Raw genomic sequence first — 16,116 nt, 5'->3', positions numbered from 1 at the left:
ACTCCCTCGGTTTTTCGCGTCAGGCGACGCCGATCCGCTCGCGGTACGTGCCGTGTTCCTCCTCGAACACCGCCATGATCTCGCCCATCGTCGCGTACGCCTTCACCGCCGCGACGATCTCGGGCATGGCGTTCTCCCCGGCCTCGACGGCGTCGCGGAGGTCGTCGAGCGCGCTCTCGACCGCGTCGTCGTCGCGTTCGGCCTTCACCGATTCGAGCCGATCGAGCTGTCGCTCGCGGGTGGTCTCGTCGACCTTCAGCAGGTCCGGCCGCGTGTCCTCGTCGATCTCGTAGGCGTTGACGCCGACGACCGTCTCGTCGCCCTCGTCGACGCGCTCCTGGTACTCGTAGGCCGACTCCTGGATCTCGCGGTGGAAGTACCCCTGCTCGATCCCCCGGAGGACGCCGTCGCGTACGGAGCCGTCGCCCATCTCTTTGATCTCCTCGATGTACTCCATCGCTGCCGCCTCCGTCTCGTCTGTGAGCGACTCGACCGCGAACGAGCCCCCGAGCGGGTCGACGATGTCGGCCGCGCCGGACTCCTCGGCGATGATCTGCTGGGTCCGGAGCGCGACGCGGACCGCCTGCTCGGAGGGGAGCGCGAGCGCCTCGTCGAAGGAGTTGGTGTGGAGGCTCTGCGTGCCGCCCAGCACGCCCGCGAGCGCCTGGATCGTGACGCGCGCGACGTTGTTGAGCGGCTGTTGGGCCGTCAGCGACTGCCCGGCGGTCTGGGTGTGGAACTTCAGCTGTTTCGACGCCTCGGCCTCGGCGCCGTACCACTCATCCATCACCGTCGCGTAGATCCGGCGCGCCGCGCGGAACTTCGCGACCTCCTCGAAGAGGGAGTTGTGCGAGTTGAAGAAGAAGGAGAGCTGAGGGGCGAACTCGTCGACGTCGAGCCCGCGGTCGAGGCACGCCTCGACGTAGGCGAAGCCGTCGGCGAGGGTGAAGGCGAGCTCCTGGACCGCGGTCGACCCCGCCTCGCGGATGTGGTACCCCGACACCGAGATGGGTTTGAACTTCGGCGTCTCCGCGACGGCGAACTCGATCGTGTCCGTCACCAGCTCGAGCGACGGCGCCGGCGGGACCACCCACTCCTTCTGCGCGATGAACTCTTTGAGCATGTCGTTCTGGAGGGTCCCCCGGAGCTTCTCGCGCGGGACTCCGCGCTGGTCGGCGAGCGCGACGTACATCGCGTAGATCACCGGGGCGCTCGGGTTGATAGTAAACGAGGTGGACACCTCCGCGAGGTCGATGCCGTCGAACAGCACCTCCATGTCGCGGAGCGTGTCGACCGCGACGCCCTCCTTGCCCACCTCGCCGAGCGACATCTTGTCGTCGGAGTCGATCCCCATCAGCGAGGGCATATCGAACGCGGTCGAGAGCCCGGTCTGCCCCTCGTCTATCAGGTAGTGGAACCGCTCGTTGGTCTCCTCCGCGGTGCCGAACCCCGCGAACTGCCGCATCGTCCACGTGCGCCCGCGGTACATCGTCGGGTAGACCCCGCGGGTGTACGGCGGCTCGCCCGGGAAGCCGAGGTCCTCCTCGTAGTCGAGGTCGGCGACGTCGTCGGGCGTGTAGAGGCGGTCGACCTCGCGGTTCGACACGGTCGCGAACCGCTCGCTCCGCTCCCCGTGGCGGTCGAGCGTCGGGTCGAGCGTCTCCGCCTCCCACGACGCCTTCGCCTCGCGGATCTGGGAGAGCTCCTCGTCGTCGTACATACCGCCCGTTACCCGCCGGTCGCGTATAAATATTCATTATATTTTGGAAAGCGGCGGCGGTCCGAAGCGGGGGCGCCTCAGCGCCCGCCGATCAGCCGCTCCCGAAGCGAGCGCGAGGAGGGGCGTTCGGCGAGCAGCACCGACGTGTCGAGCCGCTGAATCGCCGCGGACGCGAGCGACCCGCGGACGACGCGCGAGAGGAGCCCACGCTCCGTGGCGCCGACGACCACGAGGTCGTACCCCTCGCCGATCCGCTCGATCGTCGCCCCGACGTCGGCCGTCTCGACCCGCAGGTCGACGTCCCCGAGTCCGTGGCCGTCAGCCCAGTCGGTGAGGAACTCGCGGCCCGACGCCGCCTCGCCCTCGTCGACGACGTGGAGCAGCGACACCTCCGCGCCGCTGACGTCCCGGAGCGCCAGCGCGACCTCGGCGGAGAGGTCCGAGGACGGACCCCCCGCGGTCGGCACGAGGACCTCCCCGGCGTCGAGCCGCTGCCCGTCCAAGACGAGGAAGTCACAGGGGAGGTCGCGGGCAAGCTCGTCCAAGGACCCCTCGGCGCGCCCGCCGGCGAACCGCGCCCCGCCGTAGCCCATCACGACGGCGTCCGCGTCGTTCGTCCGCGCGGCGTCGAACACCTCCTCTATCCCGCGGTGCGAGAGGACCGTCTTCGTCTCGACCGGCGCGTCGAACGCCGCGGCGTCGTCGACGGCCGCGGCGAGCAGGTCCGCGGAGGACCAGTCGAGCCGCTCCCGGTTCGCGGCGGCCGTCTCCAGCGACGTCTGGTCCGGGACGGTGACGACGTGGACCGCGAGCAGGCGGCCGCCCCTATGCTCGGCCAGGGCGCCGGCGAGCGCGACGAGCGCGCCCTCCGTCCGCGGGTTCGAGAGCGCGACCATGACCGCCGGGCCGTCGTCGCTCGGCGTCATCGATCGGATCCCTCTCAGCGCTCGGGCCGCCCGAGAGCACGCGGGCGACGACGACTCATTCGTCCGCCTCGGCGCGGGGGAGCGCGACCACCGGGACCGGTGCGCCGGTCACGAGTTCGGTCGATATGTCGCCCGAGAGGAGCTGTACGAGCCGGTTCCCACCGCGCGACCGGTAGGCGATCGCGCTCGCGTCCGTCTCGACGGCGGCGTCGAAGATCGCTTCGGCCACGTCCCGAGCGTACGCGGTGTGTTCGTCGGCGTCGGGGAACACCGTTCGGACCGCGGCGTACGACTCGGCCGCGAGCGCCTCCGACTGCTCGACGGGCGTCTTGTCCGGGACTCCTCCCCCTTTTTCGACGACGTGGAGCGCGGTCACGCGCCCGGTCTCGTACGGTTCGAGCGCCCGCGCCGTCGCCAGCGCGTCGTCCTCGTTCGCGACGGGGAGGAGCACGTGAGCGAGCAGGTCTTGGCCACCGGCGTCGTCGGGACTCGTCATACGAACACCACTCTCCCCGTCGGTTATGAAGATACGCTCTCGCCACCGGGTCGAGAGGGCGCCCTACCGTCCGTCGACCCCGGAGATGAACACCCCGAGCACCGGGACGATCTCCAGCCGGCCGATCCACATCAGGAACACCATCAGCAGCTTCGACGTGTCCGGGAAAAAGAGGTAGCTCCCGAACGGCCCGAGCCGGCCGAACCCCGGGCCGATGTTCCCGATCGTGGCGAGCGAGGCGCTGAACGACTCCAGCGCGGTGAGCTGCGTGCCGACTCGCGCGGCGTCCAGCGCGATAAACACCGCCGAGACGGCGAGCAACACCAAATAAAGGAGCGTGAACGCCATGATGCCACGGATCGCGTCCTCGTCGACGACGCTCCCGCTGAGCCGGACGGGCTGGACGACGTCTGGGTGTGCCGACGTGAACAGCTCGCGGCGGATCGCCTTCGCGACGATCAGCCACCGGACGATCTTGATCCCGCCGCCCGTCGAGCCGGCAGAGCCGCCGATGAACATCGTGAACAGCAGCAACACCTGCGCGTGCGTGTCCCACTGCGCGAAGTCCGAGGTGGCGAACCCGGTGGAGTTCAGCAGCGAGCCGATCTGGAACGCCGCCTGCCGGAGGGCGTTCTCCGTGACGCTCTCCGTGGCGCCCCCGATTTCCAAGACCGGCGCGGCGCCGCGGAACAGGAGGACGGCGAGCAGGGCGGTGACAACGGCGAGCGCACCGGCGTACGTCCGGAACTCCGCGTTCTCCAGCAGCGTGTCGACCTCGCCGCGAAGCACATGCCAGAACAGCGCGAAATTGACCCCGGCGACGACCATGAACGGGATCACGACCCACTGGACGGCCGCCGAGAAGTAGCCGATGCTCTCGGCCTGCGGCGAGAACCCCCCGGTCGGGAGGGTGGAGAACCCGTGCGCGACGGCGTTGTAGAGGTTCATGTTCGGCGCCATCCCGACGAGATGGAGCACGTACAGGAGGGCCGCGAGCAACACCGTGAAGCCGAAGTAGATCAGCCAGAGCGCGCGCGCCGTCTCCGCGATCTTCGGGGTGAGCTTCTGGAGTTCAGGGCCGGGCGCCTCCGAGTCCATCAGCTGTGCGCCGTTGACCGCGACCTCCGGGAGGATGGCGATCATCAAGACGATGATCCCCATCCCGCCCAGCCACTGCGTGAGCTGCCGCCACATGAGGAGCGCGTGGGAGTGCTGGTCGGTACTGATCTCGCCGAGGACGGTCGCGCCCGTGGTGGTGAACCCGCTCATCGATTCGAACAGGGCGTTGACGACCGACCCCGTTAGCGCGCCGACCGAGCCGGTCTGGAGCCCGACGGTCGACGCGGTGCCGTAGCCGGCGAGGAGGTACGGAACCGTACCGATAACCGCCGCCGCGAGCCACGCGAGCGAGACGAAAAGCAGCGCCTCGCGAGGGCCGAGGTCCGGGTCGGGGTCGACCCGCTCGACCGCGAACCCGACGCCCGCGACGAGCGCCATGGAGACCAGAAATACCCAGATGTCTTCGCCGTACGCGAGCGCCACCACCAGAGGAACAAGCAGCGTGACGGCGAGGTACTTGATGCCGACGCCGAGAAGCCCGACACTCGCCTTCCAGTTGACGCCCCAAGACATGATACTCGAACGATATGGCGGTCGCCCGTTCGCTGTATTAAACTGTCGAAGGGGGGACGGCGGGAGAGCCGCCTTGACTCAGGAGGTCCAGAACTCCTTCGTGAACAACACGAGGACCGGGATGATCTCGATCCGGCCGATCCACATCAGGACGATCATCACGGCCCGCGTACTCAGCGGGAACGTCGCGAACGTCCCGTACGGGCCCGCGTCGCCGAACGCCGGGCCGATATTGAGGAACGTGGTCGCCGCGGCCCCGAGCGCCTCAAACTCGGTCACGCGCAGGTTCGCCCGCTCGGCGTCGACGACGATGACCACGGCGAGCAGGAAGAAGATCACGATGCTCAAGAGGAGGTACGCGTAGATGTCGCGGATCGCGCCCTCGTCGACCGGCTCCCCCGATATCCGGACCGGGCGAACGGACTCCGGGTGGATCGCGGTGAAGAGGTCCCGGCGGAACGACTTCAGCGCGACCAGCCACCGCAGCGACTTGATCGAGCAGGTGGTCGACCCGACCATCCCCCCGACGAACATCCCCATGAACAGCATGTGCTTCGCAGCGGGCGCCCACAGCACGTAGTCGGTGCTGGCGTACCCGGTCGTCGTCACGATGGACGCGACGTTGAACACGGCGTGGCGGATCGTCGCCTCGGCGCCGAAGGTGACGCTCGGATCGAGGAACAGCGCGCCCCCGACGATCGACGCGAACGTCGCCATCGCGCCGAGGTAGAAGTGAAACTCCTCGTTTCGCAGCAGGCGCATCGGCTCGCCGTTGATGGCGAAGTAGATGAGGACGAAACTGGTCGAGCCGATCACCATGAACGGGACGACCGCCCACTGGATCAGCGGGTGGAACGCGCCGACCGAGAGCGGCTCCGGCGAGAAGCCGGCGGTCGCGACGGACGTGAACGCGTGCGCGACCGCGTTGTACAGGTCCATCCGCGGGTCGACGGCGAGCCCGAGCAGGAAGTACACCGCGATCGCGAGGCCGGTGAGCCCGAAGTAGATCCCCCAGATGAGCTGTGCGGTCCGCGATATCTTCGGCGTGAGCTTGTTGACGTCTTGCGTCTGCGACTCCGACTCCATCAGCTGTGCCCCGCCGACGCCGATCTCGGAGAGCACCGCGGTCGCCAGGATCAGGATTCCGAGGCCGCCGAGCCATTGGATCACCTGCCGCCACATCATGACGGACCGCGAGTGGAGCGAGAAGTCGCGCAGCACCGTCGCGCCCGTCGTGGTGAGTCCGCTCATCGACTCGAACAGCGCGTTCACCGGGTGCGCGACCGTGCCGACGCCCGCGACGACGAAGGGGATCGCGCCGACGGCGGCGACGAGGAACCAGATCAGCGCCACCGCGAGGAACGCCTCCCGCGGGCCGAGGTCTCCCTCGGGGTCCCGTACCGACCGGAACGCCGCACCGATCGCGAGCGAGACGGCGATCGCCGCGAGGAACGGCACGGGCGACTCGCCGTAGTAGAGGGCTATCAGCAGCGGAAACGCGAGCGGAACCGGGAGGGCGGCGAGGACGTCGCCGGTGAGTCCCACGCTCGCCCGCCAGCCGACGCGGATCGTGGTACTCACGTGGAGACGGTCACGCCATCGAGGCGATCTGTCCGACCGAGTCGGACTCCACGAGGAGTATCACGTGGTCACCGGCCTGAAGTACGGTGTCCCCGCGCGGGGTGACCAGCTGGTGGTTGCGCGTGATCGCGCCGATAACGAACCGCGCGTCGCTCTCCGCGACGATGTCCGATATCGGTCGTCCCGTGAGCCCGCACCCCTCGGTGAGTTCGAGTTCGAGGACCTCCGCCTGGTCGTTTTCCAACACCGCGATGTTCTCCGCGACGCTCTCGTAGGTGAACCGGGTGATCTCCTCGGCGGTGACCGTCCGGGGATTGATCGCGATGTCGATGCCGATCTCCTCGAAGACGGTGACGTAGTCGGGGCTGTCGACGACGGCGATCACGCGGTCGACGCCGAGGCGCTTGGCGAGCACGGAGATGAGCAGGTTCTTCTCGTCGGAGCCGAGCGCCGTGACGACGATATCGGCCTCGTCGACGTGTTCGCGGGAGAGGAACTCGGTGTCGGTGGGGTCGTGTTCCATCACGACGGTGTCCGGGAGGTTCTCGGCGAGCCACCGCGCGCGGTCGGCGTCGCGCTCGATCAGCCGCGGCGTGAAGTCCCGCTCCTCCAGCAGCCGGGCGGTCTGATACCCGATCTCGCTGCCGCCGACGACGACGATCTCGTCGGCGTCGTCCGGCGTCGCCTCGGGCGCGATGTCGGTCGCGAACGACTGAACGCTCTCGGGGCTTCCGACCACCACCGCGCGGTCGCCGACGACGATGTCCGTGTCGCCGCGGGGGATCGTCATCTCGCCGTCGCGGAACAGCCCGACGAAGGTGAGCGACTCGAACCGGTCGGCCTCCGAGACGGTCTGTCCAGCGACGGGGCTCCCCTCGCCGATCTCGAACTCCGCCATCTGGACGAGCCCGCCGGCGAACGGGTCGACGTCGATCGCCGCCGGGAGCCCGATGACGCGGACGATGTTCTCCGCGGTCAACAGGTCCGTACACACCATGAAGTCGACGCCGAACGCGCCCTCGCTGCCCTGCCAGGTGCGGAGGAAATCGGTGCTTTTCACGCGGGCGATGGTGAACCCGTCGCCGAGCGTCTTCGCGGCCCCGCACGCGACGAGGTTCGTCTGGTCGTCGTCGGTACACGCGATAACCATGTCCGCGCGGTCGACGTCGGCGGCCGACTGGATCTCCGAGGACGTCCCGTCCCCGGCGATGGTGAGCACGTCGAGCTCGTACTTGAGCTGTTCCGCCCGGTCCGGATCGACGTCGACGACGACGACCTCGTGGTCCGACGCGAGACTCGCGGCGATGCTCGTCCCGACCTCGCCGGCCCCGATGACGACCACGTACATGGACCAACCCAGAGACCCGACCTTGAAGTTCGTTACTATCGGTGCTCGGGCGTACTCAGCGCGCCAGCGACGGGGAAGACGCCGCCAGACGGTTCGAGGCGCCGCCCTGCCGGGTGACGCCGCTCCACCGAGCGGGAGTTCTCCACCGCGGCCGCCGCTTCAATCGTCTCCGCCGAACGACGAGGGATCCGTCCACTCGTTGCGTCCCGAGACGGTGCGCTGGGGGAACGGGATCGAGATGCCCGCCTCGTCGAAGCGCGCCTTGACGGCCTTCACGTAGTCGGTGCGCGCCTTCACGAAGTCCGCCCGCGAGGGGTCGTCGATCCAGATCCGCGACTGGAGGCCGACGTACGAGTCGGCCAGTTCGGTCAGCCGGACCGACGGCGCGGGGTCTTCGAGGATCGCGTCGCTCCTCTCGGCCTCCTCGACGATGATGTCCGTCGCCTTCTCCACGTCGTCCTCGTAGTCGATCCCGAAGACGAACTTCAGCCGCAGTGTCTTCTTCGCGACCGGGTTCTTCACCACGTCGCTCGTCAGCGCGTGGTTCGGCACCGTAAGCAGTTCGTTGTCGAAGGTGCGCACGCGGGTGACCCGGAAAGAGATGTCCTCGACGACCCCCGAGTTGCCGTTCCACTCGATCCAGTCGCCGATGCGGAACGGCTTGTCCGTGTAGATGAACACGCCCGCGACGAAGTTCTTGATCACGTCCTGGAGCGCGAAGCCGATCGCGAGCGTCGCCGCCGCCGCGATCGTCGCGAGCGAGCGCAGGAACCCCTGGTAGCCCGCCGCGCCGAACGCGACCGTGACGCCGGCGAACAGGACGAGGAACGCCACGATCTTCTGGAGCGGGCGCCGGGCGTGCTCGTCGAGCCCCTGTCGGTCGAACACCCGGCGGACGAGCGGCTTGACGGCCGCCTTGTACAGGACGTACGTCGCGGTGACGACGGCGAGGAAGATCGCGGCGTCGACGACGATGTCGGCCAGCGGACCGAGGTACGGCTCCAGCGTCCCCGCGACCGCGACGACTCCGGACGCGCCCGCGGGGGCGCCCATCAGTGGAGCACCGCCGTGTTGCCGCGCGTCTCGATCAGGTCGGCGCCGACCGCCTCGGCGAGCTCGTCGGCGAGTTCGTCGGTCGACGTGCCGCCGCGGGCCGCCCGAAGGAACTTCACCTTCACCAGCTTCCGGTCGTCGAGCTGGTCGGCAAGCTCGTCGACGACCGCGTCGACGCCGCTCTTCCCGACCCAGACGGTCACGTCGAGGTCGTGCGCCTCCTTCCGCAGTTCGTGGTCGCTCATACGCGGTCGAGTCGGCCGCGCGCATTGAAGCTTGAGGTTCGGTCGCGCCGGTCGCGTCGGAGCGGCGCGGCGCCCCGCGTCACCGCTCCCGCTCGGCTTCGCGTTCCGGAGCGGCGGCGCGGTTCCGCTCCGCCCACTCGGCGGCGTCCTCCGGCGTCTCGGTCTCCAGTAGGCGATCGAGCTTCCGCTCGAACTGCTCATCGGTGAGGTCACCGTTCGCGTACCGGGTCCGCAGGCGTTCGAGAGCGTCCGTGGTGTCGCCAGCCGCCTCGCCGCGCTCCGCCGTCTCTCCGCGTTCGACGGGGGTCGACTCGGCCTCGGGCTCGACGGCGAGCGAGTCCTCCGCTTCCTCGTCGAACAACATCGAGACGACCGGAATAATCACGATGTACCCGAACAGCATGAACCCGAGCCACCAGTCGAACCCGGCCAGGAGGGCGCCGAGCCACGTGCCGGTGACCACCGCCGCGGCGATGCTGCTCGCGTTGCGGCGAAACCGCTCGCGGGGAGTGGCGGCGTCGCTCATTGGGAGGACGGTTTCCGTGCCGGTACAAAATCGTATCGGCACTCGGTCGGCCGACGGGCGCCTACTCCTCGACCTCGACCGTGATCTCGTCGCGCGCGACCGCCAGCCGGAACGTCGGCACGGTGCGATAGACCACCTCGACGACGTTCTTGCGCTCCAGACTGCGGAGCGCCCGCCGCACCGCGTCCACCTCGGGCTCGGCGTCGAACGCCTCGCGGAGCGCGTTGAGCACGCTCACGACGGACTGCGAGCGCTCGTCCGGTCCGGCGAGCACCTCGGTGACTCGCGACTCCAGCTCGGAGACGCGGATCGTCTCCGGGACCGCGCCGCGCGCGACCGCGTCGGGCTCGACCCCGGGCTCGACGTCGACGAGGCCGTTCGCCTCCGCCGTCGCGCGGATCAGGCTGTCGTCGTCGCGGTAGTAGTACTCCTTCAGGTGGTTCTCGAGGTAGCCGTGGACCTCGCTGCCGCTCTCCATCTCCCAGGCGTCCTGGAGCTCGCCGTTCTTCGTCGGCTGGAGGCGGACCACGTCCGCCAGTCGGTCCCGCTCCTCGTCCGTGAGGCTCATCTGTCTTCGACCGCGCTCGCGGCGCGGACGATGGTCTCCTCGCCGAACTTCGGCCCGACGAGCTGGAGCCCGACCGGGAGCCCGTCGGCCTCGCCGGCGGGGACCGAGATCGCCGGGAGGTTCGCGAGGTTGGCCGGCGTCGTGTTCGCGTCGGCGAGGTACATCCGCAGCGGGTCGTCGAGGCTCTCGCCTAGTTCGAAGGGGAGGACCGGCATGGTCGGCGAGGCGATGACATCTACCTCGTCGAACGCCGCCTCGAAGTCCTGCCGGACCCACGCGCGGGCGTCCTGCGCCTTCTCGTAGTACTTGTCGTGATACCCGGCCGAGAGCGCGTACGTGCCGAGGAGGATCCGGCGCTTGACCTCCGCCCCGAACCCCTCCTCGCGCGTCTCCGCGAACGACTCGTTCCAGTTGCCGTCGGCGCCGCTCCGGTGGCCGTACCGGACCCCGTCGAAGCGCGCGAGGTTCGAGGACGCCTCCGCCATCGCGATCACGTAGTACGCCTGGACCGCGTGCTCGACGGACGGCAGGGAGATGTCGGTCGTCTCCGCGCCCTGCGCTTCGAGGTCCGCGATCGCGGCCTCGACCGTCTCGACGACGCGCTCGTCGGCGCCCTCGAACAGCTCCGTGGGGACGCCGATCGTCAGCCCCGCCACGTCGCCGTCCGCGGCCGCGGCGTAGCTCGCGTCCGGGTCCGCGCCCTCGACCTCGCGCAGGTCGCGGGTCGTCCCGTCGTGGGGGTCGTCGCCGGCGATGACGTCGAGCGCTGCGGCGGCCTCTTCGACGGTGCCCGCGATCGGCCCGATCTGTTCGAGCGAGTTCGCGTACGCGATGAGCCCGTACCGGGAGACGAGCCCGTACGTCGGCTTGATCCCGACGACGCCGCAGAACGCGGCCGGACAGCGCACCGAGCCGCCGGTGTCGGAGCCGAGCGCGACGTCCGCCTCGCCCGCCGCGACCGCGGCCGCGGAGCCGCCCGAGGAGCCGCCCGGGACGCGGTCGGTGTCGACCGGGTTCCGCGTGGGGCCGAACGCGGAGGTCTCGGTCGTCGTCCCCATCCCGAACTCGTCCATGTTCGTCTTCCCGACGACCGTCGCGCCCGCGTCGGTCAGCCGGTCGACCACGGTCGCGGAGTAGGGCGGGACGTAGTCGGCGAGCATCTCCGAGCCGCAGGTCGTCCGGACCCCCTCGGTGGAGATGTTGTCCTTCACCGCCACGGTCGTGTCCGCGAGGGGACCGTCCGCGTCGCCCTCGATCCGCTCCTCCGTCACGAAGGCGTTGATGTCGGCCGCCATCTACGACACCTTCGGGCCGACGAAGAAGCCGTCTTCCGTCTCCTCGGCGTTCGCGAGCGCCTCCTCCTGCGAGAGGCCGTCGCGGACCTCGTCGGGGCGCATCACGTTGACGAGGTCCTCCTCGCGTTCGGTCTCGGGGACCTCGTCGAGCGCCTCGAAGTACTCTAAGATGTCGCCGAACTGCGCCGCGAACTCGTCGACCTCGTCGTCGGCGAGCCGGACGCGCGCCAGGTCGGCGACGTGACGGACCTCCTCGGCGTCGACGGCGGCCGCGGCGTCGTCGCCCCCGTCGGGGGACTCCCCCGCGTCATCCGTCGACTCGGACGTATCGCTCATACGAGCAGGTGTCCCGGACCGGGAGTAAGGGTTTCGGAACGTCGCATCGGACGCCCGCCGAGGCCCGCGATCACCGGACCTCGTCGACGAAGGCGAGCCAGCGCTCGTGGCCGTCCAGCGTCGCGGAGCGGTGCGCGTCGGCGAAGTCGGGGTGGCGGATCGTCTCCAATGCGTTCAGCGCCCGGTCGATCCCGACGACCTCGTCCGCGAGCCGTTCGGCGGTCTCACGGTCGAGCGGGGGGTCATCGGGGGTGTCGCCCGCGTTGGTTTCGGCGCCTTCGCCTCGCAGTCGGGCCATCCGACGCTCGCGCTCGGCGCGGAGCGTCGACTTCACCGACGACACCTTGCGCTCGACCTCCGGCGGGACCGTGTCGACGGCGCGCGTCTCCACGATGAACTCGGAGAGGTCGACCGCGGTGCCGTCGATGGTGACCTCGTCCGGGACCGACGCGCCGACCGTCGCGCTCTGGCTGGTGACTCGGTCGAGTATCGCCTCTCGCTCGGCCTCGTCCATGCGGTCCCGTTGCGGGGCGCCGGGAAAATGTGCTGCGGTGACGGAGCGACCGTCACTCGCCGTCCGATTCGTCCGCCCGGACCGTCACGACGGGCGCGTCCGCCAGCCGCACGACCTTCTCTGTGACGCTCCCCAGCAGGTAGCGCTCGACGCCGGTGCGGCCGTGGGTCCCCATCACGATGAGGTCGGCGTCGTGGTCGTCGGCGTACTGGAGGATCGCCGAGTGAGGGGTCCCCATCTCGACGGCCGTCGTCATGTCGATGTCGTCCGGTGACTCCGCCGCGGCCCCGACGAGCTCTCTCGCGTGAGCGGTGAGCTCGGCCTCCACCTCGTCGGCGTCGACGTCCTCGTGTCTGCCGATGTAGCCCGTCTCCGGCGAGACCCCGCTCATCGCCTGGCTGTCTTCGTGGACGAACGCCCCGCTCACGCCGAGGCCGCCCTCGCGGGTGTCGACGACGTGGACCACGTGGACCGTCGCGTCGAACGCCGACGCGAGTTCGCTCACGTGTGCCGCCGCCGCTTCCGAGCCGGCGCTTCCGTCCGTCGGGAACAGTATGTTGTCGTACATCGTACCACCGAGTTGAAACTTCGCGGAGCAGCGGTAAAAACGCACCGCAGATTCGCGCTACTGGGGGATGCGGCCGCTCAGCTGGAGAATTCAGCGACGACGCACCGACGAAAAGCGAGGCGATGCGTCGACCGGGAGGGCTCCCGAGAGCGCGGCGGTGCGCCGGCCGCGACGCGCCGGTCCGGAGACCGTCCGCCGCTACAGGAGGTCGTTCGAGACGAGGCGGTCGACCGCCTCGCGCAGGCGCTCTTCGCTCGCGGCGTAGGAGATGCGCGCGTAGCCCGGGGCGTTGAACGCGCTCCCGGGGACGCAGGCGACCGCGGCCTCCTCGATCGCCGCCTCGCACCACGCCTGATCGTCGTCGTCGTCGACGGGGATCATCATGTAGAACGCGCCGTCGCCGACGTCGACGTCGACGCCGTGCTCGTCGAACAGGTCGACGAGGAGGTCGCGGCGGTCGGCGAAGGCGTCGCGCATCTCCTCAACCGCCGCCTCGGTGTTCTCTAAGGCCTCGATCCCGGCGCGCTGGACGAAGTTCGTGGCGCAGGAGACGGAGTGGGAGTGGAGCTTCCCCGCCTCGCCGACGAACTCGTCGGTGGCGTGGAGGTAGCCGAGCCGCCAGCCGGTCATCGAGTACGCCTTCGAGAAGCCGTTGATCGTCACCGTGCGGTCGGCCATCCCGTCGAGGCTCGCGAGCGAGACGTGCTCGGCGTCGTAGACGATGCGCTCGTATATCTCGTCGGAGATGACCGCGACATCGTGCTCGACGGCGAGGTCGCGAACACCCTCCATCGCGGCCTCGGAAAACACCGCGCCGGTGGGATTGGACGGGGAGTTGACGACGAGGAGTTCGGTGTCGTCGGAGACCGTCTCGGCGAGCTCGTCGAGCGCGGGTTCCAGCTGGAACCCGTGCGGCGCGAGGTCGACCCGAGAGAGGTCGCCGCCGGCGAGCTTCGCCATCGCCTCGTAGGAGACCCACGCGGGGTCGAGGAGCACGACCTCGTCGCCCTCGTCGATCAGCGTCTGGAACGTCTCGTACAGCGCCTGCTTGCCGCCGGGGGTGACGATCACCTCGTCCGCGTCGGCGTCGATCCCGGTGCCGCGGAGCTTCGCCGCGATCGCCTCCTTGAGTTCGGGCACGCCGTTCGAGGAGGTGTATCCCGTGTGGCCTGCGTCGAGCGCGTCCTTGCCCGCTTCGACGACGTTCTCCGGGGTGTCGAAGTCGGGCTCGCCGACCGAGAGGTCGACGATGTCGGCTCCTTCGGCCTCCTTCTCCGCCGCGAGGTTCGATATCGCCAGCGTCGCGCTGGGCTCTACGCGTCCGATCCGCTCCGAGAAGTCGTATGCGTCGCTCATGTGTCGTGTGTAGTCGGCTCGTGGGTGTCAGTCGAGTTCCTCGGCGAGGTCGATCGCCGCCGCGGCCGCGTCCGCGCCCTTGTCGATCCGCTCGCGCGCCTCCGCGCCGGACATCCCGGGGCCGCTCACGCCGAAGGTGACCGGCGTGTCCCGGTCGAGGCCCACGTCGGTGAGCTTCTCGGCGGTCGCGGTCGCGATGACCCGGTCGTGGTCGGTGTCGCCGGTGACGATGGCGCCGACGACCGCGACCGAGTCGACGTCCTCGCGGCGCGCGAGGCGGTCGGCGGCCAGCGGGCTGTCGTACGCGCCCGGCACGCTCAGTTCGTCGACGACGACGGCGTCGCGGTCGGCCGCCGCCTCGCGGGCGGCCTCGGCCATCGGCTCCGTGACGGAGTCGTTGAACCGCGCCACCACCAGTCCCAGCGAGACCATACCGGGACTGGAGCGGGCGACGGCAAAGGTCTACCGTTCGACCGCAGGGTTGCCGGGCGAACGCGTTCGGCGACGGGGGCGGTCGGAGCCCGACCGCCGGACACGAGGTCACGCACGTGAGGCGATCGGGTCCCGTCCCGCCCACAGGACGTAGAACCAGTACAGCAGCAGCGACAGGAACCCGACCAGAAGCGAGACGGCGAGGAGGAGCCCGATCGGACGGGGAAGCGAAACGATCGGTCCCTGTTCGAGTCCGATCACGGCTCGGAGGCCGAACCAGAGGACGAACGCCGGGAGGACGTACCGTTTGGCGCGGTTGGTCCAGGTCACTCGTTCGGCAACCACGATGACGCAGATCCCGACCAGCGGGATGAGCATGGATCGAACGTTTTCGCCACCACCGAACCACTCGATCATCTGGGGAACATCTCCGCTCGGAGAACTTGGTGCCTCGGTTCGCTGATTCCTCGGACGGGGTCCGGCACGTCGTGACCGCGATTCGAGTTAGCTGTGGATCGCCAGCCGGCACACCCGCCGCACGCCGCGGGTCATTAATACGTCTGCGACGCCAACGGGATCCCATGACAGAGACCGAGACCGCGACGGTCGGCGGCGGCTGCTTCTGGTGCGTCGAGGCGGCGTTCAAGCAGCTCGACGGGATCGAAAGCGTCACCTCCGGCTACGCCGGCGGCCACGCGGACGACCCGACCTACCGCGAGGTGTGTACCGGCAACACCGGCCACGCGGAGGTCGTCCAGGTCGAGTACGACGCCGACGCCCTCTCCTACGAGGACATCCTCGAAGTGTTCTTCACGGTCCACGACCCGACGCAACTGAACCGACAGGGCCCGGACGTTGGGAGCCAGTACCGCTCGATCGTGCTCTCTCACGACGACGAGCAGCGGCGGCTCGCGGAGGAGTACGTGGCGGCCCTCGACGAGGAGGGCGGCTACGACGACGAGGTCGTGACCGAGGTCGAACCGCTGGAGACGTTCTACCGCGCCGAGGAGAAACACCAGGACTACTTCGAGAAGAACCCGGCCGACGCCTACTGTACGATGCACGCGCAGCCGAAGGTTGAGAAGGTCCGCGAGCGGTTCCGCGAGAAGGTCAAAGCGTAGGGACCGGTAGGGAACGCCTCCGAGGCCTCATTCATCCGTTGATAAATAGCCGGCTCCGTTGAAATCCTTAATCATTGATAGGATCGGCGTGCGAGATACGGAGGGTGTAGTCAGCACCTAAACAATGTTACTTTCTCCGTCTATATCCTGAATCAGCCGGTAGAATTCGCTTGCGTATCTCACACTACGGTGTAAACGTCTTTCTAACAATCTCAGCTTTGAACGTTAGTGTCGGCTGTTGAGTGAACGAAGAGGTGATCAATCTCTTCCATCAGGTCGTCGACGCTACGATCATCGTTGTCTCGAACCCACGAGAGAAGGTTGTAAACGGCTTCTTTCAGCGAGTGTTCGAGGTTCGCTCGAAGCGATGACGCTTTCGAGCGAACCGTCCCCAAGGCG

At 68.8% G+C, this 16,116-nt stretch carries 18 protein-coding genes and 1 pseudogene; 1 reads left to right on the top strand and 18 read right to left on the bottom strand.

Going from position 1 to position 16,116, the window contains the following annotated elements:
* Nucleotides 1-19: 19 nt before the first annotated feature.
* The 17 genes from B9G38_RS02965 to B9G38_RS02885 form a co-directional block, all read right to left on the bottom strand.
* A complete protein-coding gene (locus B9G38_RS02965; RefSeq protein WP_086216479.1) occupies nt 20-1,720 on the bottom strand; it encodes a methylmalonyl-CoA mutase in 1,701 nt (566 codons plus the stop codon).
* A 77-nt stretch (nt 1,721-1,797) separates the two neighbouring features.
* Nucleotides 1,798-2,646: a universal stress protein gene (locus B9G38_RS02960; protein ID WP_086219419.1), complete on the bottom strand. Its 849-nt coding sequence runs from the start codon at nt 2,644-2,646 to the stop codon at nt 1,798-1,800.
* 55 nt (nt 2,647-2,701) lie between these two features.
* Nucleotides 2,702-3,142, bottom strand: coding sequence for a universal stress protein (locus tag B9G38_RS02955; RefSeq protein WP_086219418.1), 441 nt, complete (start codon nt 3,140-3,142; stop codon nt 2,702-2,704).
* Between the two features lie 63 nt (nt 3,143-3,205).
* Nucleotides 3,206-4,774 carry a TrkH family potassium uptake protein gene (locus tag B9G38_RS02950; RefSeq protein ID WP_086219417.1) on the bottom strand — a complete coding sequence of 523 codons (1,569 nt, stop codon included), beginning with the start codon at nt 4,772-4,774 and terminating at the stop codon, nt 3,206-3,208.
* A gap of 78 nt (nt 4,775-4,852) precedes the next feature.
* A complete protein-coding gene (locus B9G38_RS02945; RefSeq protein ID WP_086216475.1) occupies nt 4,853-6,355 on the bottom strand; it encodes a TrkH family potassium uptake protein in 1,503 nt (500 codons plus the stop codon).
* A gap of 10 nt (nt 6,356-6,365) precedes the next feature.
* Nucleotides 6,366-7,703 carry a Trk system potassium transporter TrkA gene (trkA, locus tag B9G38_RS02940; protein WP_086219416.1) on the bottom strand — a complete coding sequence of 446 codons (1,338 nt, stop codon included), beginning with the start codon at nt 7,701-7,703 and terminating at the stop codon, nt 6,366-6,368.
* 159 nt (nt 7,704-7,862) lie between these two features.
* Entirely contained in the window at nt 7,863-8,756 is an 894-nt protein-coding gene (locus B9G38_RS02935; RefSeq protein WP_086219415.1) for a mechanosensitive ion channel family protein, read from the bottom strand.
* On the bottom strand, nt 8,756-9,001 hold the full coding sequence (locus B9G38_RS02930; RefSeq protein WP_049930052.1) for a YhbY family RNA-binding protein: 246 nt from the start codon (nt 8,999-9,001) through the stop codon (nt 8,756-8,758). Before B9G38_RS02930 ends, B9G38_RS02935 begins: the two co-directional genes overlap by 1 nt.
* Nucleotides 9,002-9,080: 79 nt before the next feature.
* Entirely contained in the window at nt 9,081-9,527 is a 447-nt protein-coding gene (locus tag B9G38_RS02925) for an SHOCT domain-containing protein (RefSeq protein ID WP_086219414.1), read from the bottom strand.
* Nucleotides 9,528-9,588: 61 nt separating this feature from the next.
* Nucleotides 9,589-10,095 (bottom strand): DUF5797 family protein, encoded by a 507-nt coding sequence (locus B9G38_RS02920; protein ID WP_086219413.1) that lies wholly within the window; start codon nt 10,093-10,095, stop codon nt 9,589-9,591.
* Nucleotides 10,092-11,390 carry an Asp-tRNA(Asn)/Glu-tRNA(Gln) amidotransferase subunit GatA gene (gene gatA / locus B9G38_RS02915; protein WP_086219412.1) on the bottom strand — a complete coding sequence of 433 codons (1,299 nt, stop codon included), beginning with the start codon at nt 11,388-11,390 and terminating at the stop codon, nt 10,092-10,094. The genes B9G38_RS02920 and gatA overlap by 4 nt, the downstream gene beginning before the upstream one ends.
* Entirely contained in the window at nt 11,391-11,726 is a 336-nt protein-coding gene (gene gatC / locus B9G38_RS02910; protein ID WP_086216470.1) for an Asp-tRNA(Asn)/Glu-tRNA(Gln) amidotransferase subunit GatC, read from the bottom strand.
* Between the two features lie 70 nt (nt 11,727-11,796).
* Nucleotides 11,797-12,240 carry a DUF5788 family protein gene (locus B9G38_RS02905; protein WP_049930057.1) on the bottom strand — a complete coding sequence of 148 codons (444 nt, stop codon included), beginning with the start codon at nt 12,238-12,240 and terminating at the stop codon, nt 11,797-11,799.
* A gap of 52 nt (nt 12,241-12,292) precedes the next feature.
* Complete coding sequence (locus tag B9G38_RS02900; protein ID WP_049930059.1) at nt 12,293-12,808, bottom strand: universal stress protein; 516 nt, start codon at nt 12,806-12,808, stop codon at nt 12,293-12,295.
* A 198-nt stretch (nt 12,809-13,006) separates the two neighbouring features.
* Nucleotides 13,007-14,164 (bottom strand): pyridoxal phosphate-dependent aminotransferase, encoded by a 1,158-nt coding sequence (locus B9G38_RS02895; protein ID WP_086219411.1) that lies wholly within the window; start codon nt 14,162-14,164, stop codon nt 13,007-13,009.
* A gap of 27 nt (nt 14,165-14,191) precedes the next feature.
* The gene (gene ribH / locus B9G38_RS02890; RefSeq protein WP_086219410.1) at nt 14,192-14,596 is read right to left on the bottom strand and encodes a 6,7-dimethyl-8-ribityllumazine synthase; all 405 of its coding nucleotides are present in this window, start codon (nt 14,594-14,596) and stop codon (nt 14,192-14,194) included.
* A 108-nt stretch (nt 14,597-14,704) separates the two neighbouring features.
* The gene (locus B9G38_RS02885; RefSeq protein WP_086219409.1) at nt 14,705-15,013 is read right to left on the bottom strand and encodes a hypothetical protein; all 309 of its coding nucleotides are present in this window, start codon (nt 15,011-15,013) and stop codon (nt 14,705-14,707) included.
* A gap of 164 nt (nt 15,014-15,177) precedes the next feature.
* Between B9G38_RS02885 and msrA the strand changes: the two genes are divergently transcribed.
* On the top strand, nt 15,178-15,717 hold the full coding sequence (gene msrA, locus B9G38_RS02880; RefSeq protein ID WP_049930066.1) for a peptide-methionine (S)-S-oxide reductase MsrA: 540 nt from the start codon (nt 15,178-15,180) through the stop codon (nt 15,715-15,717).
* A gap of 212 nt (nt 15,718-15,929) precedes the next feature.
* Here msrA and B9G38_RS02875 read toward each other — a convergent pair.
* A pseudogene (locus B9G38_RS02875) lies at nt 15,930-16,116 on the bottom strand (IS701 family transposase); the annotation flags it as partial.

The sequence above is a fragment of the Halorubrum sp. SD612 genome (assembly GCF_002135005.1).
This window is presented reverse-complemented; position numbering and strand designations above follow the sequence as displayed.

What these genes read in the sequence shown, in the direction of transcription:
- B9G38_RS02900 (WP_049930059.1), bottom strand. Translation starts at nt 12,808, where the DNA reads ATGTACGACAACATACTGTTCCCGACGGACGGAAGCGCCGGCTCGGAA.
- B9G38_RS02950 (WP_086219417.1), bottom strand. Translation starts at nt 4,774, where the DNA reads ATGTCTTGGGGCGTCAACTGGAAGGCGAGTGTCGGGCTTCTCGGCGTC.
- B9G38_RS02955 (WP_086219418.1), bottom strand. Translation starts at nt 3,142, where the DNA reads ATGACGAGTCCCGACGACGCCGGTGGCCAAGACCTGCTCGCTCACGTG.
- trkA (WP_086219416.1), bottom strand. Translation starts at nt 7,703, where the DNA reads ATGTACGTGGTCGTCATCGGGGCCGGCGAGGTCGGGACGAGCATCGCC.
- B9G38_RS02960 (WP_086219419.1), bottom strand. Translation starts at nt 2,646, where the DNA reads ATGACGCCGAGCGACGACGGCCCGGCGGTCATGGTCGCGCTCTCGAAC.
- B9G38_RS02920 (WP_086219413.1), bottom strand. Translation starts at nt 10,095, where the DNA reads ATGAGCCTCACGGACGAGGAGCGGGACCGACTGGCGGACGTGGTCCGC.
- gatA (WP_086219412.1), bottom strand. Translation starts at nt 11,390, where the DNA reads ATGGCGGCCGACATCAACGCCTTCGTGACGGAGGAGCGGATCGAGGGC.
- ribH (WP_086219410.1), bottom strand. Translation starts at nt 14,596, where the DNA reads ATGGTCTCGCTGGGACTGGTGGTGGCGCGGTTCAACGACTCCGTCACG.
- B9G38_RS02905 (WP_049930057.1), bottom strand. Translation starts at nt 12,240, where the DNA reads ATGGACGAGGCCGAGCGAGAGGCGATACTCGACCGAGTCACCAGCCAG.
- gatC (WP_086216470.1), bottom strand. Translation starts at nt 11,726, where the DNA reads ATGAGCGATACGTCCGAGTCGACGGATGACGCGGGGGAGTCCCCCGAC.
- B9G38_RS02935 (WP_086219415.1), bottom strand. Translation starts at nt 8,756, where the DNA reads ATGGGCGCCCCCGCGGGCGCGTCCGGAGTCGTCGCGGTCGCGGGGACG.
- B9G38_RS02925 (WP_086219414.1), bottom strand. Translation starts at nt 9,527, where the DNA reads ATGAGCGACGCCGCCACTCCCCGCGAGCGGTTTCGCCGCAACGCGAGC.
- B9G38_RS02930 (WP_049930052.1), bottom strand. Translation starts at nt 9,001, where the DNA reads ATGAGCGACCACGAACTGCGGAAGGAGGCGCACGACCTCGACGTGACC.
- B9G38_RS02965 (WP_086216479.1), bottom strand. Translation starts at nt 1,720, where the DNA reads ATGTACGACGACGAGGAGCTCTCCCAGATCCGCGAGGCGAAGGCGTCG.
- msrA (WP_049930066.1), top strand. Translation starts at nt 15,178, where the DNA reads ATGACAGAGACCGAGACCGCGACGGTCGGCGGCGGCTGCTTCTGGTGC.
- B9G38_RS02895 (WP_086219411.1), bottom strand. Translation starts at nt 14,164, where the DNA reads ATGAGCGACGCATACGACTTCTCGGAGCGGATCGGACGCGTAGAGCCC.
- B9G38_RS02885 (WP_086219409.1), bottom strand. Translation starts at nt 15,013, where the DNA reads ATGATCGAGTGGTTCGGTGGTGGCGAAAACGTTCGATCCATGCTCATC.